This is a genomic window from Desulfitobacterium sp. PCE1, from assembly GCF_000384015.1.
Lineage (GTDB): Bacteria > Bacillota > Desulfitobacteriia > Desulfitobacteriales > Desulfitobacteriaceae > Desulfitobacterium > Desulfitobacterium dehalogenans.
Genome location: NZ_KB913023.1, coordinates 1,541,152 through 1,562,193, shown reverse-complemented (window position 1 = coordinate 1,562,193; position 21,042 = coordinate 1,541,152). Strand labels below are relative to the sequence as shown.

The following is a 21,042-nucleotide window of genomic DNA, read 5'->3' as shown; positions in this document are numbered from 1 at the left end:
ATGCTCCTCATGCACTTTCTTTCGTTTCCGTATCATAAATAAGAAAATAGGGAGCCCGTCCAAAGGATACACATACATTGGTTTCCAGGTTCTTTTCATCTACAGGTATCGCTATCTTCATCAAGAATCCTCCTTTCAATTGTCTCCTTGTTCCTCTTCACCTGAGCAACCCATTCTGCGTCTGCGCTTATGGCAGCCCTGGCCGCAACCATTTCCCAAACCGTCGCAAAGCCGGTATTCCCCTCCTTCAATTAACAGCACTTTACCGTTCACCAAGGATTCAGCCAGCTTCTTTCTCGCTTCAATATAAATACCTTGAACCGTAGTGCGGGCGATATTCATCTTTTTCGCACACTCTTCCTGGGTAAACCCCTCCAGGTCAATAAGTCTTATGGTCTCATATTCATCAACAGTCATTCTCACATGATTCTTGTCCTCCGCATTGAAGTCAAGAGGACCGAATCGATTACTTTCAGGCAGACAGCATACTTTTCTCCATTTCATGGGCCTTGGCATTCAGTTCAACTCCCTTTGGTTTAATGACATATGTCAATTACATTTTTATTATATCTCGTTAATGACATATGTCAATAATATTTGAGGAAACTTTTTCTGGAATCAATAAAAAACGCCGCTCCATCTTCCGGTGGGCGGCGTTTATCCTCCTAATTTAATTATACCATCAAAATTTTTGAAATAATATTCTTATAATTTTCCTTTAATGTGTGTAATATAGGTGAGTAATAATCGTCAGCATTGACTGGGGGGTTGGACTTTGGAGCATAATCAGGCGGAACTGGGTTTTGAATACCGGCGTCTGGAACAAACCCTATCCATTGCCAAAAAACACTTATCTTCTGCCCGATTAAGGAGCGAAGATAATAAAGCGGCCATTCTTTCTGCTAAGCAAGAGATGTGGGAAGATACCTCTCATTCTATATCCGGCCTTTGGTCCATGGATAATTTTCATGAGCTTGTGGAGTTAAGCCAATACGCCAATCCCGTATCGGAAAAAGTCTCAGAATATGAGCGGGATGCCAACAATATCCTGGCCTTAGAGAGATTGATTAATTCACCCTACTTTGCGCGGATTGATTTCAAGTTCGATGACGAGGACTCATTTGAGACTATTTATATCGGACGGTCTTCCCTCCAAGATGATGAGACCCATGAAATCTATGTTTATGACTGGAGATCTCCCCTATCCAGTGTATTTTACCGTTTTGGCACAGGGAAAGTGTTCTATGAATCTCCCGGCGGAAGAATAACCGGAGAGGTCAATTTAAAACGTCAATATGAAATCAATAAGGGAAAACTGGACTATTTCTTCGACGCGGATATTCAGATCATTGATGAATTCTTGCGCAAGCTTCTTTCCCAAAATGCTTCTTCCAAAATGAAAACCATCGTCGAGACCATCCAGAGAGACCAGGATATGATTATCCGCGATATGGAAATGGATTTGCTGATGGTTCAGGGAGCTGCAGGAAGTGGAAAAACCTCTGTTGCACTCCATCGCGTAGCCTATCTGATGTATCAGGGTCTCGCGGCTAAGTTATCCAGTAACGATATCGTCATTATCTCTCCCCATATCCTCTTTGAAAAGTACATCGCCAATGTCTTGCCCGAACTGGGAGAGAGTAATGTCCATTCTCTGGTATTTGATGAAATACTTCGCAAGGTTTTACAGTGTGAAGCTATCCAAACCAGGAATCAATTTTTGGAAGCTCTGCTCTCTCCCGGCGGCATCCAAGACGGAACGCTCTTGAAAAAAAGCATGGCATTTAAAGGTTCAAGCCAGTTTATAGAGATATTAAAACGTTTTATTGATGACTTGCCTCATCGCAGGATTCAGTTCAGTGATATTTTTTATGACGGGAAGACCATGGCCAGCCGGCAATTATTGAAAGCTAAACTGCTCAAAGACTATAAACAAGCTCCCTTGAGCTCTTCCTTAAAGCAATTGGAGAAATCCATTTTAAAATCAGTCCACCAACAGCGAAAAAATCGTCTTGAAAAGCTAAAAACCTTTATCAGCGAACAAACTGGACAGGATTTTGCTGTAGAAGAAGCAGCCCGCAGGTTATCCATTCTTGAAAGCACCGCTTTGCTTCATCAAATACGGAAATTTACCGAGTTCGACTGTACCGAACTTTACCAAAAGCTCTTCAGTGATAAAAACTACTTTTATCGTTTGGCAAGAGGTATCCAACTGCCCAATTGCATAGAGGAGATTATCGATTTCACCTGTGACAATCTTAAAAAGGACTATTTACCCTATGATGATGCCTTGGCCTTAGCCTTTCTCCACTTAAAAACAAAGGGCTATACCGATTATAAAGATATAAAACAGGTGGTCATCGACGAAGCTCAGGATTACTATCCCCTTCATTTTGAAATACTCCATGCTCTCTTCCCCAAATCCCGCTATACTATTTTAGGAGATATAAAACAAACCGTAGGAAAACAGGAAGATTTATCCCTCTATGACCAGGCAAGCAAACTATTCAGCAAGCAAAATTCAGCCCTTGTGACTTTGGATAAAAGCTTTCGTTGCACCAAGGAAATATTGACGTACAGCACTAAATTTCTCGACCCAGGCTTTAAACTCAATAGTTTCAGCAGAGAAGGAGATGAGCCGGCAGTCTTTACAGCCCCCAATCAAGCGGCTCTTGATCAGCTGATGATCCATGAGATTAACACTTGCCGGGAAAAGGGTTATCAATCCATCGGGTTAATCTGTAAAACTGAACAAGACGCCGGTTCCCTGTATCAGCGGCTGAAGGATCAGATCCCTATTCAGGTGATAAAAGATGATGTTCAGATGGAGTTAAACGGAGTATTCACTATCCCTGTCTATTTATCGAAAGGCCTTGAGTTTGACGCCGTACTCATCTGTGATGCCGATCAAGAACATTATTACAGCGAAGACGACAAAAATCTTCTCTATATTGCCTGTACGCGAGCCCTTCATCGGCTCAACCTGTTCTACACCAGGGATATCAGTCCCTTACTCTAATGCCATTGCCAATACTCATATCATTTTTTTCTTTTCTTTACACCCGCCGCAATCCAGTTCGGAGCGTAAGCAGAGGTACAGCCTTTCGCCACTTTCAAATCCCGGTATACGCCCAAGGTTTCACCAAGAGCAATACACCGCTCCGTAAACTGAGGATAGCCTATCCCTATTTCACACAGAGCATGGTTCATCGCCCATTGTTTTCCTGGGGTCGCCGTTTGCAATTGGGCTTCAATCCTTGTAAGAAGCTCTTCCAGTGCATCATTCGTTAATTTACCACTGGATACTTTATAAACAATCAGGTCCCAGCCTGCCCGTCCTAAATTATCCTTACCCGAAGCTGACCATTCTTCCGCAAGACTATCTGCATCCTTGTGATTGCGGACCACTGCGCCGATAAATTTATCGATCATATCAGCATAAGTTAATTGAGAAACCATGCTCTGTATTTCATCCGACGTCAGTTTCTTTGCGTCAAACAGCATACAGGCAAGCCATTGTGCATCCGTGTTTCCACTCTGCCAAAGTTCCAATGCCAACTCATGGTTTGTCCCTAATTGGTTGGCCAGTTTCCGCAGTTCTCCCAGTAAAACGCCGTAAGTATTTTCACCGGCACCGTTCTTAATAACCATCTGTTTTCGTTTTTCATTACCTAAATCACGAAGCATTGCCAGTATCTCATTTTTGATCATTTTTATCACGCTCCTGAATTTACCTTTTACTGCGTGAGCTTAAACTATTCCATAGAATGTTAACCTAGGACTGGTAATCTAATGCATACTCCTTGTCCTTTTATTTCACCTGTCTTAAATTACGGATTTAATACTATGTTAATGATTAATAATAAACTATTAATATTTTACTGCTATAATTTAACTAGTCAAACTTTTCACAATACCACATCTAGAACACTGCATAAGAGAAAGGAGGTCATCTATAGTTCGGCTTGCACTTCATTTCACTATTTTATAGTTTAAGGAGGCTCAAGAGTATGGATTTCATTGACCAAATTACGAATGCCAAGGTAAGTCGACGCTCCTTCATTTTAGCCAGCGCAGCAGCCACAGCAGGCTTATCCCTTACTGGCTGTGGAAGCAGCCTAACCCAGGCCACAGCCGATCAAGCTGCAAGCCCGGAAGGAAAATGGATCACAGCAGCCTGCTGGCATAATTGCGGTGGCCGATGTCTTAACAAAGCCTATGTGGTAGACGGTGTGGTCATCCGGCAAAAAACCGACGATACCCACCCGGACAGTCCGGACTACCCCCAACAACGGGCTTGTGTGCGGGGGCGCTCCCAACGTCAGCAAGTCTTTGGTGCCGATCGCTTAAAGTATCCGATGCGAAGAAAAAATTGGGAACCGGGCGGCGGCAAGAAAGAGCTCCGCGGCCGGGATGAATGGGTCAGAATCACTTGGGAAGAAGCCTTGGACTCCATCGCCGGTGAAATTAAACGCATCAAAACCGAACAAGGCAATCGTGCTTTCTTCGCCGATGGCGGCCCTGCTGCCAAAGTTTTGGCCCTCTATGGCGGCTATGTAGCCAATTGGGGGACAACATCACTGGGTTCATGGACTTATACCCCGGAACCCGTCGGTTTTAGCGGCTCCAGCAATGATAGCATCAATGACAGACTGGATATGCGCAATTGCGACACTGTAATTATGTTCAACATGAATCCCGCCTGGAGCTCCGCCGGAAATCCAGTGTATCATTTCCTTCAAGTTAAAAAAGCCGGAGCTGATTTTATAGCCATTGATCCCTTTTATAATGATTCCTACGCTCTGCTGGAAGCCGATTGGATTCCCACCAGGCCGGCTACGGATACAGCTCTAATGCTTGGGGTGGCCCATACTTTAATCGTCGAAGATGACCCCATCAAAAACCCCTTAATTGACTGGGATTTCCTCAAAAAATATACCATAGGCTTTGAGGCCGACACCATGCCCGAAGGCACCGATCCTAAAGACAACTTCAAAGACTATGTTCTTGGAACCTATGACGGTGTTCCCAAAAATGCTGAGTGGGCTTCCGAGATCAGTGGAGTAGCCCCGGACAGAATCCGTTATCTGGCCCGGGCCATGAATAAAAATAAAAAAGTAGCCCTCCTCTATGCCTGGTCCGCCGGAAGAACGCAAAATGCCGATAACTTACCGCAAATGGCTATGATTCTCGGGGCAATGACAGGTCATATGGGAAAATCAGGACATATGTGTGGGGTGAGCTGCCACAGCGGTGCTGCTAATGGTGGTGATGCCTTAGTATCTGCTGGTAAAAATGGTTTACCTACTGTAAACAATCCCGTCAAAGACAGTATCAACCATACCGAAATGTGGCGGGCCATCGTGGATGGCAAATACAATTTCACAGGCAATAAAAAGTTCCTGAAGGGTGAAATGAGAGATATCGACATCCGCCTCATCTATCATGATAATAATGCCCGGCTCCAATCTGCGGATGGCATGACCAAGGGCATCGAAGCCCATCGCAAGGTGGATTTGGTCGTAAGTCACGGTCAATTTCTAACCACAAACGCCAAGTATTCCGATTTTGTTCTCCCTGTAACCACTGAATGGGAAAAAATCGGCGGTTTCTTGACCGGTAATCGTGAAATATTGATCATGTATTCCCAAATCACCGAATCGCTGTACGAATGTCAAAGTGATGAATGGATTGCCAGAGAGCTGGGCAAACGCCTGGATGTAGATGTCTCCAAAGCCTTTCCCATCGATGCCAAGCAGCAGTTCTTCAATCAAATCGCCGGCAGTACCGTTATCCTGCCCGACGGTAAAACAGCAGCCCCTCTTGTCACCATTACGGAAGGGGATATTGCCCAGTGGGGTGTCCAAGGCAAACCACAGCAAGGCCAGATCCCTCTCAAAGAATTCCAGGAAAGAGGACTCTACCAGATCGAGAGAAAACCGGGCGACAACTACAGCTACATCGCCTTTAAGGATTTCTGCGAGGCCCCCGCGGCTAATCCCCGTCCTTCCGCCAGCGGTAAATTCGAGATCTACTCTCAAGTTTTAGCCGATACCATCAATGATATGGGTTATAGTCAAATCAAGCCCATCCCCACCCACATTCCCCCTGTGGAAGGCTATGAAGCAACCTTTAAAGATTGGAAAAGTAAAATCAAGGGGGACTATCCTTACCAGGTGATCAATCCCCACTACCTCCGCCGTTCTCACACGGTCTTCGATAATGTGCAGTGGCTCAGAGAAACCTGGCCCAATCCGGTCTACATCAGTACCCAGGATGCCAAAGAAAAAGGACTCGCCGATGGAGATACGGTCTTATTGACCAGTCAACACGGCAAAACCCTGCGTACCGCCTGCATTACCGATCGCTTTATGCCTGGAGTCATTGGTCTGCCCCATGGTTCCTGGGTCGATATGGATGAAAAAACCGGTATCGATACCGGAGGAGCAGACAACATTCTTTGCGGCCCCGTCTCCACCGGCCAAGGGGTCTCCGGCTGGAACAGCTGTATCTGCAACATGGAGAAGTACACCGGCGCCTCCCTGATCCCCGATGTGGAAAAGCCTCAACGGATTATTTTTTGAGAAAGGAGCGTGAAGGATGATGAGTCAATATGGATTTTATTTTGATATGACCTCTTGTATAGGATGCCGCACCTGCCAGGTTTCCTGCAAAGATAAAAATGATTTGAAAGTGGGAACGATCTTCCGCCGGGTAAAAGCTTTCGAAACAGGTTCCTATCCGCAGCCAGGGATTTTCCACTATTCCAGTACCTGCAATCATTGCGAAAGCCCCAAATGTGTCGAGGGCTGTCCCACCCAAGCCTTACATAAGTTAGAAAATGGCATTGTGGATCACGATAAAACCAAGTGCATTGGCTGTCGCTACTGTACCTGGAGCTGCCCTTACGGGGTCCCCCAATTCATTGAAGAGCTGGGGCAAATCAGCAAATGCAATATGTGCAAGGATTTAATCGAAAAGGGAGAAAACCCCGTCTGTGTGGATGCCTGCCCCATGCGTGCCTTAGAATGGGGAGAATTAGAGGACCTTAAAGCAAAACATGGGGATAGCGTCAGCGAATTACCTCTCTTGCCTGTTTCTTCGGTTACCAAGCCTGCTCTCCTGATTAAAGCGAAAAACATCGCTAAGCAAAAAGGTTTCAGAGAAAAGGAGATTTAACTATGGGAGAAATCAGTTTATTGATCTTTTCCTTTTGCATGCAAGCTGCGATTGGGATAGTATTCTTTATCACGATCAGTAAGCAGCTTTACAAAGAAAAGACGTTCAAAACAGCTTCCTATGCTGCCGCAGGGTTAAGCGTTATCGGCATTCTTGCCTCCTTGCTGCACCTGGGCAGGCCCATGGCTTTCTTAAACTCACTCTCTCATCTTGGCACTTCCTGGTTAAGTAATGAAGCCCTTTTATGCGGCTTCTTCGCAGGCATCGCCGTCCTCTATGCCCTGGTGCAGCACTTTAAGCCTGGCAACGCCAGCCTGGATCTGCTCATGCGCTGGGCGGGCAGTCTTGTCGGTCTGATTGCCGTCTTTTCCATGGGTAAACTCTATTCCTCCACTACGGTTCCGGTCTGGCAAGGGGCCAATACCTTCATTGATTTCTATACCACTACCCTAGCCATAGGTGCCCTCCTCTTTATCGCCACCAGTCTCAAGGAATTGCACAATGTGGATAAGAAAATCTACGGAGCCATTGTCTTAGCCGCTGTGATCTTTCAAGCTGTCTCTGCCATTCCTCACGCTTTAAGCTTAGGCAAGACGGGCATGGCCGCCCAAGCCAGTGCAGCGATCTTAAGCGGCATGACTATGGTCATCGCCCTCAAATGGCTGCTTATCCTGGGTGGAACCGCACTTCTCCTCTGGCCTGCCAAACAAGAAACCGTCAGCAGCTTCAAATCCGGCAATGCTTATCTGGCCTGTGCGCTCTTGGTTTTTGGCGAACTGATCGGACGGTATGTCTTTTACGCAGCGATTGTGACAACGACTATCGGCATAACCTGATTGTTATGATAATCTTTCACTATTTTGTAGATTTAAGGGAGGCTTAACAGTATGGATTTCATTGACAGAATCACCGGAGCTAAATTAAGTCGGCGCTCCTTCATCTTAGCGAGTGCCGCCGCCACAGCCGGCTTATCTCTTACCGGCTGCGGAAGCAGCTTAACCCAGGCCACAGCCGATCAAGCCGCCGGCAAAGAAGGACAATGGATCACCGCCGCCTGCTGGCATAACTGCGGCGGGCGATGTCTTAACAAGGCCTATGTTGTTGATGGTGTGGTTATCCGGCAAAAAACCGACGACACCCACCCGGACAGCCCGGACTATCCTCAACAACGGGCCTGTGTGCGGGGACGGGCTCAACGACAGCAGGTTTTTGGCGCTGACCGTCTGAAGTATCCGATGAAGAGGAAGAACTGGGAACCGGGCGGGGGCAAGAAAGAGCTCCGGGGCCAGGACGAATGGGTGCGGGTATCCTGGGATGAAGCCCTGGATGCCATTGCCGGAGAAATAAAAAGAATCAAAACGGAAAAAGATAACCGATCACTTTTTGCTGATGGCGGCCCCGTCTCCAAGGTTTTGGCCTTATACGGAGGCTATGTGTCCCATTGGGGAACCACATCCCGGGGTAACTGGACTTATACTCCCGATGTTATCGGCTACAGCCCGGAGTCCAATTCAGGGATCAATGACAGGTTGGATATGCGCAACTGTGAAACAGTGATCATGTTTGGCCTCAATCCGGCCTGGAGTTCAGCCGGCAATCCCGCCTATAATTTCCTTCAGGTGAAAAAGGCCGGGGCCGAGTTTATTGCGGTTGATCCTTATTATAACGATACCTATGGCTTACTGGAGGCGGATTGGATTCCCTGCCGGCCCGTTACGGATACAGCACTGCTCCTGGGAGTTGCCTATACTTTACTGGAAGAAGACGATCCGATCCACAATCCTTTAATTGACTGGGAATTCCTGAAAAAGAATACCCTCGGTTTTGATGCTGAGAGTATGCCGGAAGGCACCAATCCCCAGGACAACTTTAAAGATTATGTTCTCGGCACCTATGACGGTGTCCCCAAAAATGCGGAATGGGCTGCCGAAATCAGCGGCGTCGCCCCGGACAGAATCCGCTATCTGGCCCGGGCTATGAACAAGAATAAAAAGGTGGCCATTTTAACCGGCTGGGCCTCTGCCAGAACCCAAAATACGGATAATCTGCCCCAGCTCTTTATGACGATCGGAGCCATGACCGGACATATGGGGAAATCCGGCCATATGTGCGGAATCAGCTGTCACAGCCGCTCCAGTAACGGGGGTGATATGCTGGTAAAACCCGGCTCCAACAAATTGCCTTCCATTAAAAATCCAGTTGACGACAGCTTTAATGATACGGAAATGTGGCGGGCGATTGTTGACGGCAAATATAACTGGACAGGTGATCAGAAGTATTATAAAGGGGAAACACGAGATATCGATATCCGCCTGATTTATCACGACAGCGGTGCGGCCTTGCAATCCAGAGACGGCATGACCAAAGGGATTGAAGCTCACCGCAAAGTGGATTTTGTCGTCAGCCATGGTCAATTTCTGACCACCAATGCCAAGTATTCCGATTTTGTCCTCCCCGTCACCACGGAATGGGAAAAAATCGGCGGCTTTTTGACCGGTAATCGTGAAATGGTGATCATGTATTCCCAAATCACTGAACCCATGTATGAATGCCAAAGTGACGAATGGATTGCCAGAGAACTGGCCAAACGCTTAGGGATCGATCCGGCCCAGGCTTTTCCCATTGATGCCAAACAACAGTTTTTCAATCAAATTGCCGGTGCAACCACCACCCATGAAGACGGGAAAAGCAAAATCCCCATGGTCACCCTCATGGAGGCCGACATTGCCGAATGGGGTGTTCAAGGTAAGCCTCAAGAAGGGCGGATTGGTTTAAAAGAGTTCCAAGAAAAGGGTATTTTCCAAATTGAAAGAAAACCGGGAGATAACTATGGCTTTATTGCCTTTAAAGAATTCAGAGATGACCCGGTAGGCAAACCCCGTCCCAACTCGGCCAGCGGCAAGATGGAAATCTACTCTCAAGTGCTGGGAGATACCATCAATAACCTGGGTTATAGTAAAATCAAGCCCATCCCCACCCATATTCCCCCTGTGGAAGGGTATGAAGCAACCTTTAAAGATTGGCAAACTAAAGCCAAAGGCGACTATCCTTACCAGGTGATTAATCCCCACTACCTCCGCCGTTCTCACACCGTCTTCGATAATGTGCAGTGGCTCAGAGAAACCTGGCCCAATCCAGTCTACATCAGTACCCAGGATGCCAAAGAAAAAGGGCTCGCCGATGGGGATACGGTCCTCTTGACCAGCCAGCACGGCAAAACCCTGCGCACCGCCTGCATTACCGATCGCTTTATGCCCGGCGTCATTGGCCTGCCCCATGGTTCCTGGGTCGATATGGATGAAAAAACCGGTATCGATACCGGAGGAGCGGACAATATTCTCTGCGGCCCTGTCTCCACCGGTCAAGGGGTCTCCGGCTGGAACAGCTGTATCTGCAACATGGAGAAGTACACCGGCGCCTCCCTGATCCCCGATGTGGAAAAGCCTCAACGGATTATTTTTTGAGAAAGGAGCGTGAAGGATGATGAGTCAATACGGATTTTATTTTGATATGACCTCTTGCATCGGCTGCCGCACCTGTCAGGTTTCCTGCAAAGATAAAAACGATCTGAAAGTGGGAACGATCTTCCGTCAGGTCAAAGCGTTTGAAACAGGTTCCTATCCGCAGCCAGGGATTTTTCACTATTCCAGTACCTGCAATCACTGCGAAAACCCCAAATGTGTCGAGGGCTGTCCCACCCAAGCCCTGCACAAGCTGGAAAACGGCATTGTGGATCACGATAAAGCCAAGTGCATTGGCTGCCGCTACTGTACCTGGAACTGTCCTTACGGGGTCCCCCAATTCATCCCCGAACTGGGACAAATCAGCAAATGCAACATGTGCAAGGATCTCATCGAAACAGGTGAAAACCCTGTCTGCGTGGATGCCTGCCCCATGCGCGCCTTAGGATGGGGAGAATTAGAGGATCTCAGAGCCAAACATGGGGATAGCGTCAAGGAATTACCCTTCCTGCCTGCTTCTGCGGTCACCAAGCCAGCTCTTCTGATTCAAGCCAAAACCATCGCCAAGCAAAACGATTTCAGAGAAAAGGAGATTTAACTATGGGAGAAACCAGTTTATTGATCTTTTCCTTTTGCATGCAAGCCGCGATTGGGATCATGTTCTTTATCACGATCAGCAAGCAGCTTTACAAAGAAAAGACGTTCAAAACGGCTTCCTATGCTGCCGCCGGGTTGAGCATCGTCGGCATTCTTGCCTCCCTGCTGCACCTGGGCAGACCCATGGCTTTCTTGAATTCCCTCTCTCATCTTGGCACCTCCTGGTTAAGCAATGAAGCCCTTTTATGCGGCTTCTTCGCAGGCATCGCCGTCCTCTATGCCCTGGTGCAGCACTTTAAGCCTGGCAATGCCAGCCTGGATCTGCTCCTGCGCTGGGGAGGCAGTCTTGTCGGTCTGGTCGCAGTATTTTCCATGGGTAAACTCTATTCCTCCACCACGGTTCCCGTTTGGCAAGGAGCCAATACCTTCATTGATTTCTATACCACGACCCTTGCCATCGGTGCTCTCCTCTTTATCGCCACCAGTCTAAAGGAATTGCACAATGTGGATAAGAAAATCTATGGAGCCATTGTCTTAGCCGCTGTGATCTTCCAAGCAGCTTTTGCCGTTCCTCACGCTTTAAGCTTAGGTAAGGCGGGCATGGCTGCCCAAACCAGCGCAGCCATCTTAAGCGGCATGACTATGGTCATCGCCCTCAAATGGCTGTTAATCCTGGGTGGAGCGGTGCTCCTCTTTTGGCCGGCCAAGCAAGAGTCCGGCAGCAGCTTTAAAGCCGGAAATGTTTATCTGGCCTGTGCCTGCCTGGTTTTTGGCGAACTGATCGGGCGGTATGTCTTTTACGCAGCGATTGTGACAACGACTATCGGCATAACCTGATCATTAGGTCAAAATCTAAGGGGGATGGGGTGGTTGCCCCTTCCCCCTTAGAGCCTCCAGGCACCTATTATTCTCACCTCACCGACCAGCCCAAACTTTCCTGTTGGATGTTAATTGGAAATCCACCTGTTCAAAATTAATAGGAAGTCTATTCTCCTTCTCAAGATTCCTGCGGTCTGCATGATCTACCGGCCTTTGGGTTCATAATACTGTAATGAGTATAAAAACGAAGGAGTGAATAAGTTTGCTTTACTTAATCATCACGCTCCGAATTATATCCGTTATGGCATTGTTCCTGTTTTTGATTTTGAAAACCGGTAGACGCAAGATCGCCGAGCTTCCTATCTATGACTTTATATCGGTCATCGTGATTGCCAGCGTTATCGGCGCTGACATTGCGGAGCCCAATATTCCTCATCTCCCCGTCTTGTTTGCAGTGGTACTCATCGTGGCCCTGCAATATCTGGTAAGCTCTCTCTTGATCAACAACAAAAAAATTGCGCGTAAAATCACCTTCGGTCCCACAGTCATTATCCAGAATGGCCAGTTTGTCAAGTCCAACATGAAAAGGCTGAAATACCCCATAGAAAATGTACTGATGGCATTGAGGGAAAAGGATATATTCGACTTAAATGAGGTTGAATACGCTATTGTAGAGGGCAGCGGCAGTATCAGTGTTCTTAAAAAGCCTCAGTTTCTGCCCTTGACTCCTTCAGACATGAAGCTGAAGACTAATGCCAAAGGCCTATCTCTTCCCCTGATTATTGATGGACAGGTCCAGGACAGCAATCTTCAACAACTTAAGCGTGACCGATCCTGGCTCGCTTCACAATTGGATCAGGCCGGTATCCATGATTTCAGTGAGGTGTTTTACGCGGATTGCACTATGGAAGGCCGATTCTTCGTATCAAAAATATTGCAGGCAAAAGACTTCAATGATGACTTCACTTTGTAGTATCGCGTAAACCGCGTGGAGATGCCCTACTTCACCCTGTACCACAAAAAATCCCCAAGGCTACAGGAATGACCTCAGAGGAATTTGCCGAAAAACTCCTTCGGGAAGAAAAAGTAACCGTGGTCCCCATACAGTCTTTGGTCCCTCAGGCGAAGGACACATCCGCTGTTTCTACGCTTATTCCACGGAGCAGATTCAAGAAGCCTTAACTCGGATGGAACGTTTCGTGAGCAAACGAATAAAATAAGCAATACTCTAAGTTCATACCTAACCAAACAAGCCATGATTTGGTCTTACCTGATCGTGGCTTTTCGCGCTTTAATGCTCTATTTATCTATATTGTATTTTTTAATTGTCTAAGATTCCCTGGCCAGTCATAATTGAGCAAAAACGCCTCCACCTGCTTGTTTAATTTGATCGGTGGGCATCCTGTTTCTTCACAAAACCCCTTAATAATATGATTGGCGAGTAGTAAAATGTCTCTGCCTCGCTCACGAAGGGGGGTAAAGCTAATTCCAAAATTCCAAGCCGATAATATAAATCAGCACAGAATTTCTTTTCCTGGACCAATTGGTGCAGATCACAATTCGTCGCGGCAATCAAGCGAAAATCCACTTGGACATCCTTGTTGCTCCCTAGACGCATTACTTTCTTATCCTCTAAAACACGCAAAAAAGTGGGCTGTATTTCCAGCGGCATATCACCGATTTCATCCAGAAACAAGGTCCCATTCATCGCCAACTCGATCTTCACCTGGCGGCCTTTGCTTTCTGCACCGGTGAAAGCAGTTCTTGTTGGTGTTGTAAAAATAGATCTTTAAAATGACTAATTTCTCTTAGCTCTTGCATATTTAATTTATAATTTGTAACTCAGAGAACCATGGCAAACCAAAAAGCAGCAAAATATGGTTTCATACTTAGCAGCCTATAAAGGAAACTTGCTTCAGATGGAGTTTTGATCTTCATCTGAAATTTAGTTAACTTATCTCAATATTGTACTCCTTGATCTTTCGGTAAACAGTCGTTTTGCTTAAGCCCACTAATTTTGCGGCAGTACGCACATTATTTCCGGTTAAAGTCAAGGCCTTTCTAATCATTTCTTCCTCTGTTTCTTGGATTGAGGTCATTTGTGGGAATTTATCCGATGGTTCATTAGGGTTCTGCACCTTGATATTTCTATAGAGGCTGGCAGGCAGGTCTTGCATTTTAATCACCTGGTCCTCGCAGATATTTGCTGCGTATACCATAGCATTTTTCAACTGCCGAATATTTCCCGGCCAAGGGTAATTAAGAATAAACGCCTCTACTTCTCTACTCAGCATAAAGGGCGGACGTCCCGCTTTCCTGCAGTTATCTTCAAGAAAGTAGTTAGCCATCAATACAATATCCTGTCCCCGTTCCCGAAGAGGCGGAAGTGCCAGCTGAAGAATTTCCAGCCGGTAATATAAGTCTGCCCGGAATTTCTTCTCTTGAACTAATTTAAAAAGATCACAGTTAGTCGCAGCAACCAAGCGGAAATCGACATGAACGTCTTTGTTGCTGCCCAGGCGCATGACCTTTTTATCCTCTAGGACACGTAAAAAAGTGGGCTGTATTTCTAATGGCATATCACCGATTTCATCTAAGAATAAGGTTCCTTCGTGAGCAAGTTCAATTTTACCTACACGTCCTTTGTTTTCGGCACCGGTGAAAGCTCCGCCAACATATCCGAATAATTCACTGGCGATGAGGTTGCTGGGAAGGGCTGCACAGTTAATTGCCACAAAGGAGCCTCTTCTGCCGCTGGCCTGATGAACGGCTTGCGCAAACATTTCCTTACCTGTGCCGCTCTCTCCGGTAATTAAAATTCCGTTATCAGTTCGGGCAAAGCGGGCAGCCGTCCGCACTGTAGTTTGGATCTGCGGGCTTTCGCCTTTAATGCCGGCAAAGCTGCGATCCAGAGTACGATCTTCTTCGAAACGGCTATGATGTAGTGTATTTCCACTACCTACTGAATGGCTGCGCTTTAAAAGCTCCAATTGACTTTCAACCGTATAACGAAGAGTATTCGTCCAAAGTAAAATCCTATGAAGAGTATCATCGTCGAGGGTAGCATCGTTGATATGATTTATCGTAGTGATAGCTCCAAGTTTATTCCCTTGAGCATCACAAACCGGTGAAGTGGTTGCCAACTGATGCTCCAAGGCTTTACAATAATGCCGAGATCCCGCTAACAGCACTGTTTTTCCGTATTCCAAGCAAAGAGATGTGGAAGAGGTTCCGACAGTTTCTTCTCTCCATATTGAACCACTATGAGGATTTAACCTCAGGAGCCGTGGCTGGTCCGTCAAGTCAAGCAATGTTCCGTTTTCGTCGAAGATCGTCAGTGTGGTCGGTATGTTTAGCAAAGGTAGAAGTGCGTTGAAATAAATTTTTGTCAAGTCAATAAACTTTCTCTTATCGCGCAATAATGCATTCAATTCCATTGATCTGCACATATAAGTAAGCTTCTCCATGTACGGATCTATTTCCATCTTTTTACATCGTTGCCAGGAATTGGCTACCTCTGGCTCTAGTAAACCAGCTAAAGTCGTGTTCTGATCTTTTTTGACAAATGAGTCTTTAAAAAGGCTAATAGCTTTTAAGCTATCCATGTCTACCCTAGGTGTGGTGAGAACGCCTTGATCATCATTTAATGAAAGCACCATCTTTCTCAAACACCTCCAATAAGCTTTCAGTGCACTCCCAACTTTAATTATTGGGTTATAAAATATTGTACACCTAATATCAAAAGGTTACCACCCTGTTAATTTCACGAATAAAAAGTTTTATGCTTAACGGGCCACCAAAGATTAGCGACCCGTTTATTTATTTTATATCTATTCTTTATTTGCTGACTCGTTGCTTTCCTTTTTGGTTAGATCCGCCTTACACTTTAAGCAAGTTTTAGCTGTGGCAGGGTTTACCGCACCACATTCAGGACATTTAACCGGTTTTCCGGCTGTAGGTGGACGAAAACACATAATAAATTACCCCCTAAAATGAATATATGATCAGTTTAATTGGTTTATTTTGCACCAACATTTTTGTTTGTGGAGCCTTTCGTAACGGCTACGCGCACGGCCCCTGACACTATACCAATACTAGTTAAAATCATTAAAAGGCCAAGTATTATCGCGATTGGCATAGGATTACCGCCGAGAAATGCCATAAATGAACCGCCAATCGCATTACCGGCACCGATACACATAAGTGCTAACCCGGCACCGCCCCAGCTACCGAGTGCATCCATCATGCCATAGGGCGTGAGCAGCGCACCTAAGGCTATACCTAAAACAAGAATTCGCGGTGGATCGAGTTTCGTAAACATCATGAAGATCTGAAACAAGGCACAGAGGATTCCGCCCAGTAGAAAAGCATTAATGTACATCATAATGACCGACCTCCTATACAGTGTAAAAGGCGATTGCGCCAATTAACATAGACAAGATCGTTCCCAGGCCTAACACAAACAAAACCAGATTAAGCGCTGACTTAGTCGCAGCACTCGAGGATCCGGTCTCCATTTTGGTACCTGTGAAAACACCGGCAACTGCTGCAACCAGTCCGCAAAGGGGAAGAATTGCTCCGAAATAACCAACTTTTTCTATCTTTTGATATATTCCGCCAATAAACAATGCCCCGCCAGTCAGGCCAATGAGCAACAGCGTCATAGGAACTACAAGTGGTGATTGCGCTCCTAAAACCCCAGCAGAAAAGTTCATATAGCCCTGGGTCAGCACAGCTAAAAGTCCGCCTACGATGAAGGAAGAGAATATTTGTTTGAACATCATCATCTTGCTCCTTTAAAGAACAACCAAATGAAGGCCGACGGTTGCCCCGGCAATCCGCCGGCCTTTCTTTCGTTCTAAATTAAACTCTATTTCAATGCGAAGAGAACCTGTTTAGGATGATCAACCAAACGTTTTGCTAGCTCTTCTAGCGATCCGTAGCTCAAGCATTTCGCTTGACAATGCTGAACACAGGAGGGTTGTTTACCTTTTTCCACCCTCGATGCACAAAGGTTGCATTGATCGGTAGGCATGGGAACATAACTGAACTGCCATTTATCTTGAGCATACTCCCAGGGGCCAAGCTCCGCGAGTTTGATACCGTATTGACCTACAGGAAGTCCATGTTCCATTTGGCAGGCCACTTCACAAGAATGACAGCCTGTACACCAGTCGTAGTCAATCAAAATACCATTATTTGCAGCCATCCTTATTCACCATCCTTTACTTTGTACAGTTTGCAAAGCATTGTTTTAAAGTTAGAACCGAAGCCGCTTCGGCCAGGAATCCAGGGAACGAGATTGTTGACATTAAGTTCGTATACATCGTACAGGTTCTCAGGACTTGCTTCCGGGCGCCACCACGCGTGGTCGCAAGAAACCATACGAGGATCCATAACAGGTGTAGCTTTAACCTTTCTTTTCGCACGCCCCCGTTGATTTTCAACCCAAACCCAATCACCGTCTTTGATCCCCATCTTTTTACAGGTTTCTGGATTCACTTCAATCTCAGGATCTGGTCTCAAGGCACGATTACGCTCGATTTGGCGATGCTCAGAATGGAACATACTCCAAATCCGGGCACCTGTAGTAAGGACTAATGGATATTCTTCCAGCAGCTCCGGCGTTGCACCTGGTCCAGGAGATGGTTCTTCAAAGTAAGGGAGAGGATCCAGTCCGGCCATTTCGTAGAAAGTAGAGTAGAGTTCTATTTTTCCCGTAGCGGTGTTGAACCCAAGCTCTCCATCCTGCCTGAGAAGCCCTTTTTCATAGCGTTTGTAATTAAAGGGCATATAAGCAGGTGCTTTTTCTGCAAGTTCCTGGAAGGTGAAGCCTGTAGGCTTTAGAATATGGGTGAACATATCTTGTACATCTTCCCAAGGCCAAGCTTCTGGGTTAAAGCGCTTACCCAGTTCGAGGTTAATTTGCATGTCAGATTTGCATTCTCCGATTTGAGTAACTTTATTGATGACTTCACCCCGTTGGGCACCATCGCCAACGCGAAGTCCGTCGCGCTCTGGGAAGGTTGCAGCTGGCAAAACGACGTCAGCAACAGCCATAATGGAAGGAGTCATAAAGATATCAACAAAGACTACGAAATCCAGTTTTTTAACTGCCTCTTCCCATTTCTTGGGTTCAGCGGCAATACAAGCCACTGGATTCGTGGTTTGATACCAGGCTCCATGAATTTTGTAAGGCACACCTGTTTCCAGAGCTTTCTGAACAGCATCTGGTTGAGCAATTTGAAAGCCATACTGCAATAACGGATAATCCTTCAGACCGATACGTTTTTCTGCTTGCTCCGGGCTTAAAAGTTCACGCCCGAAACCACCGGAGTAAGGCAATAGTTCTGGCGGAACAATAACACCACCTGGGATGTCCGCATTACCAGTAATATAGAATAATGCTGCGATGGCTTGGCTTGCCGGCAGTGACTCTTTGGTCATATCCACAGCAAGTCCCCATTGCATGGTTGCCGGTTTGCTTTTGGCCAGAATGCGAGCAGCATTGCGGATCTTTTCGGCTGGCACCCAAGTGATCTCAGCAACTTTATCGACAGGATAGTCTTGCACACGTTCTTTCAATTGATCAAAGCCGTAGGTCCACTCTTCCACAAAGTCTTTGTCATAAAGTTCTTCATTAATAATGACATTCAACATACCCAAGGCAAGAGCAGCATCGGTACCAGGGCGAACCCGTAAATGTTCCTCGGCACGTGCAGCAAGCCAAGTAACTTTCGGGTCAATGCAAACGATTTTCATGCCCCGTTTCATCAAGTCGATGACCCAGTGCCCATAGAATCCATCAGAGTTCGAGGTGAGGGGATAGTTGCCCCAAATAAACATCGTTTCCGGCACTTTATACTCTGGGTTATCATAACGATCAATGAATTGCTGAGAAGCATCGGCTACCCAGTAGTTCCCTGTGGTGGCCACCATACCTGCTACACGAGGCAGATAACATGCTGCGCCTGAAAGTGGGTAACAATAATTTGGAGAATCAAAGGACCAGGCCAAACGAGAAATCCATTGAGCAATATCACGACCGGTTCCTTGGGTGAAGATAACCGATTCTGCACCATGCTCTTCCTTGATCTTATTGAATTTTTCTACGATAAGATCGTACGCTTCTTCCCAACTGATGCGCTCCCATTTATTCTGACCACGGTCTTTAGGATCCCGCTTCATGGGATAAAGCAAACGGTCTTTATGGTTTGTCACTTCATTCACGTTTAGACATCGAACACAAAGTCTTCCGTCATTGTAGGGATTTTCAGGATCTCCCTCTACTTTGACTAATTTGCCGCTTTTATCTGTGTAAAGTAAAACGCCGCAACCAAGATGGCAACCGGGTCCGGACCATGCACTACCTCTTGTTACCGTTAGTTCACCTTCTTGGTATTTGAACGGTTTAGTGTGCTCAGCATATGACCAGTGTTTTTCTTCCATCTGATAAACCTACCTTTCTCCCCGCTTTCATTTTGAATCTGAATGTTTCTAGTTGATACAAACCCCAGGCCTGGGTTATGCACTTTATATATGCAAATCCTGTGCCATCAAAATCGAGCACTAAAACCCCCATTATTAAGGGTTTTTCTTTTATAAAAAAGAAAAACAGAGTCCCAGATATTTCCCAATGTCCCGTTTTGCAAAAATCGGTACATTCAAAACGAGGAGCACACTTACGGGAATGAGTATACATTCCTTGCCATTCGATTGGCATAAATTTTGCATATTTATATCAACGAGTTCTTTGTTGTACTTTTTTCAAAAGAATATTAGGAACTAAAATTAGGTGTGGGGGTGTTTAGGGTGACCGATGAATTTCAAACTATTAATCAGAAACTTAAACAAGGGGACATTGTGACTACCAATGAAGAAATCCTTAAGGATGACACAAAAAAATATGACCATTTAGATGGAATCACAACAACGACTGTGCTACGGATGAATGCTATGAAAAAGTTTCTTGAAGAAAAACAAAAGAAACTGCAAGCAGAAAATAAGATTGCTAAGGAGTGACGGCCTATCATTGCCTATCGCTATTTTAAAAAATCCACAGATCTTAAGACCTTTACACTCCATGAAAAAGAAACCCACTTAAGAATCAGCGTCGATCGGGAGATCTGCACGGAAAGCTTCATATCCAACAGCCATGACTCTTTGTTGAGGCTAAGGTCGGATATTGAAAACTACATTAAGGCCCATCATAATTTCAGATCCTCTTTCAAACCCTTGAACATTCCCGCCAATGTTCCCCCCATCGTCAGGTGTATGGGAGATGCAGCCCGGGCAGCGGATGTCGGTCCTATGGCAGCTGTCGCAGGTGCCATAGCTGAGGCTTTAGGTGACGAATTAAACAAGTCCGCCAAGGAGATTATCATCGAAAATAGCGGCGATCTCTATATTCAGACCAGTCGCAAGCGAGTGATCGGAATCTTCGCCAGCAGGACGAAATTCTCTTATCAATTGGGTCTTGAAATACCTGAAAGCTCATCTCCCCTTGGTCTTTGCACATCCTCCGGCACCATTGGCTCAAGTATCAGTTTAGGCCAGGCCGATGCTGTAGTGATTCAGGCCAAGACGGCTTCTTTGGCAGATGCGGTGGCTACTGCCACCGCCAATAAAGTGCAGACCCCTGAAGACCTGCAACCTGCTATCGAATTCGCTAATAAAATCCCCGGGGTCACCGGGGTTTTAGCGATTAAAGGTGCCGCTCTCGCAGTTTGGGGTAATATGAAGTTAGTAAAAATCTAGAATGAAATTGCACATGCCAGAGCCGCATGATATTTGTTTTTTATAGCTACCCCTTATTTTCTGAATCGTTGCTTTTCTTTTGGGATAGATCCGCCTTGCACTTTAAACATTATTTTGCAGTGGCAGGATTTAGTGAACCACACTTGGGGCATTTAACCGGTTTTCCAGCTGTGGGTGGACGAAAACACATAACGATACCTCCTCAATGATTTATTTTAAAAACTTCCTT

At 46.1% G+C, this 21,042-nt stretch carries 19 protein-coding genes and 2 pseudogenes; 11 read left to right on the top strand and 10 right to left on the bottom strand.

Translation table 11 applies throughout. The features are described 5' to 3' along the window. Positions 1-13: 13 nt before the first annotated feature. Together DESPCE1_RS22435 and DESPCE1_RS0107745 are read right to left on the bottom strand one after the other, a co-directional pair. A pseudogene (locus DESPCE1_RS22435) lies at positions 14-121 on the bottom strand (dinitrogenase iron-molybdenum cofactor biosynthesis protein); the annotation flags it as partial. 14 nt (positions 122-135) lie between these two features. Beyond that, on the bottom strand, positions 136-516 hold the full coding sequence (locus tag DESPCE1_RS0107745; protein WP_014793489.1) for a DUF134 domain-containing protein: 381 nt from the start codon (positions 514-516) through the stop codon (positions 136-138). Positions 517-775: 259 nt separating this feature from the next. On the opposite strand from DESPCE1_RS0107745, the gene DESPCE1_RS0107740 reads away from it, so the two are divergent. Beyond that, positions 776-3,019, top strand: a complete 2,244-nt coding sequence (locus tag DESPCE1_RS0107740) for a 3'-5' exonuclease (RefSeq protein WP_019850073.1) — start codon at positions 776-778, stop codon at positions 3,017-3,019. A 20-nt stretch (positions 3,020-3,039) separates the two neighbouring features. Here the strand turns inward: DESPCE1_RS0107740 and DESPCE1_RS0107735 are convergent, their stop codons facing one another. Beyond that, a complete protein-coding gene (locus DESPCE1_RS0107735; RefSeq protein WP_014793487.1) occupies positions 3,040-3,711 on the bottom strand; it encodes a DNA alkylation repair protein in 672 nt (223 codons plus the stop codon). Between the two features lie 299 nt (positions 3,712-4,010). Between DESPCE1_RS0107735 and DESPCE1_RS0107730 the strand changes: the two genes are divergently transcribed. The 8 genes and pseudogenes from DESPCE1_RS0107730 to DESPCE1_RS23690 form a co-directional block, all read left to right on the top strand. After that, the gene (locus DESPCE1_RS0107730; protein ID WP_014793486.1) at positions 4,011-6,584 is read left to right on the top strand and encodes a molybdopterin-dependent oxidoreductase; all 2,574 of its coding nucleotides are present in this window, start codon (positions 4,011-4,013) and stop codon (positions 6,582-6,584) included. A 19-nt stretch (positions 6,585-6,603) separates the two neighbouring features. Then, a complete protein-coding gene (locus tag DESPCE1_RS0107725) occupies positions 6,604-7,179 on the top strand; it encodes a DMSO/selenate family reductase complex B subunit (RefSeq protein WP_028305500.1) in 576 nt (191 codons plus the stop codon). A gap of 2 nt (positions 7,180-7,181) precedes the next feature. After that, positions 7,182-8,015, top strand: coding sequence for a DmsC/YnfH family molybdoenzyme membrane anchor subunit (locus DESPCE1_RS0107720; RefSeq protein ID WP_014793484.1), 834 nt, complete (start codon positions 7,182-7,184; stop codon positions 8,013-8,015). Between the two features lie 51 nt (positions 8,016-8,066). After that, a complete protein-coding gene (locus DESPCE1_RS0107715; RefSeq protein WP_019850072.1) occupies positions 8,067-10,643 on the top strand; it encodes a molybdopterin-dependent oxidoreductase in 2,577 nt (858 codons plus the stop codon). Between the two features lie 19 nt (positions 10,644-10,662). Beyond that, positions 10,663-11,238, top strand: coding sequence for a 4Fe-4S dicluster domain-containing protein (locus DESPCE1_RS0107710; RefSeq protein ID WP_028305499.1), 576 nt, complete (start codon positions 10,663-10,665; stop codon positions 11,236-11,238). Between the two features lie 2 nt (positions 11,239-11,240). Next, positions 11,241-12,074, top strand: a complete 834-nt coding sequence (locus DESPCE1_RS0107705) for a DmsC/YnfH family molybdoenzyme membrane anchor subunit (protein WP_019850070.1) — start codon at positions 11,241-11,243, stop codon at positions 12,072-12,074. A 244-nt stretch (positions 12,075-12,318) separates the two neighbouring features. After that, complete coding sequence (locus DESPCE1_RS0107700; protein ID WP_019850069.1) at positions 12,319-13,029, top strand: DUF421 domain-containing protein; 711 nt, start codon at positions 12,319-12,321, stop codon at positions 13,027-13,029. A 56-nt stretch (positions 13,030-13,085) separates the two neighbouring features. Next, a pseudogene (locus tag DESPCE1_RS23690) lies at positions 13,086-13,276 on the top strand (pyridoxal phosphate-dependent aminotransferase); the annotation flags it as partial. 161 nt (positions 13,277-13,437) lie between these two features. On the opposite strand, the gene DESPCE1_RS21820 reads toward DESPCE1_RS23690, so the two are convergent. The 7 genes from DESPCE1_RS21820 to DESPCE1_RS0107665 form a co-directional block, all read right to left on the bottom strand. After that, positions 13,438-13,839: a sigma 54-interacting transcriptional regulator gene (locus tag DESPCE1_RS21820; protein WP_084813859.1), complete on the bottom strand. Its 402-nt coding sequence runs from the start codon at positions 13,837-13,839 to the stop codon at positions 13,438-13,440. Positions 13,840-14,005: 166 nt separating this feature from the next. Then, positions 14,006-15,715, bottom strand: a complete 1,710-nt coding sequence (locus tag DESPCE1_RS22075) for a sigma-54-dependent Fis family transcriptional regulator (protein WP_019850067.1) — start codon at positions 15,713-15,715, stop codon at positions 14,006-14,008. Between the two features lie 171 nt (positions 15,716-15,886). Next, on the bottom strand, positions 15,887-16,030 hold the full coding sequence (locus DESPCE1_RS23230) for a hypothetical protein (RefSeq protein ID WP_019850066.1): 144 nt from the start codon (positions 16,028-16,030) through the stop codon (positions 15,887-15,889). Between the two features lie 44 nt (positions 16,031-16,074). Then, on the bottom strand, positions 16,075-16,440 hold the full coding sequence (locus tag DESPCE1_RS0107680; protein ID WP_019850065.1) for a SpoVA/SpoVAEb family sporulation membrane protein: 366 nt from the start codon (positions 16,438-16,440) through the stop codon (positions 16,075-16,077). Positions 16,441-16,453: 13 nt separating this feature from the next. Further along, positions 16,454-16,843 carry a SpoVA/SpoVAEb family sporulation membrane protein gene (locus tag DESPCE1_RS0107675; protein WP_242835376.1) on the bottom strand — a complete coding sequence of 130 codons (390 nt, stop codon included), beginning with the start codon at positions 16,841-16,843 and terminating at the stop codon, positions 16,454-16,456. An 83-nt stretch (positions 16,844-16,926) separates the two neighbouring features. Then, complete coding sequence (locus DESPCE1_RS0107670) at positions 16,927-17,265, bottom strand: 4Fe-4S dicluster domain-containing protein (RefSeq protein WP_019850063.1); 339 nt, start codon at positions 17,263-17,265, stop codon at positions 16,927-16,929. 2 nt (positions 17,266-17,267) lie between these two features. Continuing rightward, positions 17,268-19,505 carry a molybdopterin-dependent oxidoreductase gene (locus DESPCE1_RS0107665; protein ID WP_019850062.1) on the bottom strand — a complete coding sequence of 746 codons (2,238 nt, stop codon included), beginning with the start codon at positions 19,503-19,505 and terminating at the stop codon, positions 17,268-17,270. Between the two features lie 363 nt (positions 19,506-19,868). Here DESPCE1_RS0107665 and DESPCE1_RS0107660 point away from each other — a divergent pair, with 363 nt between their 5' ends. After that, positions 19,869-20,078, top strand: coding sequence for a hypothetical protein (locus tag DESPCE1_RS0107660; protein ID WP_019850061.1), 210 nt, complete (start codon positions 19,869-19,871; stop codon positions 20,076-20,078). Positions 20,079-20,084: 6 nt separating this feature from the next. Continuing rightward, entirely contained in the window at positions 20,085-20,813 is a 729-nt protein-coding gene (locus DESPCE1_RS0107655) for a UPF0280 family protein (RefSeq protein WP_028305497.1), read from the top strand. Positions 20,814-21,042 lie beyond the last annotated feature (229 nt).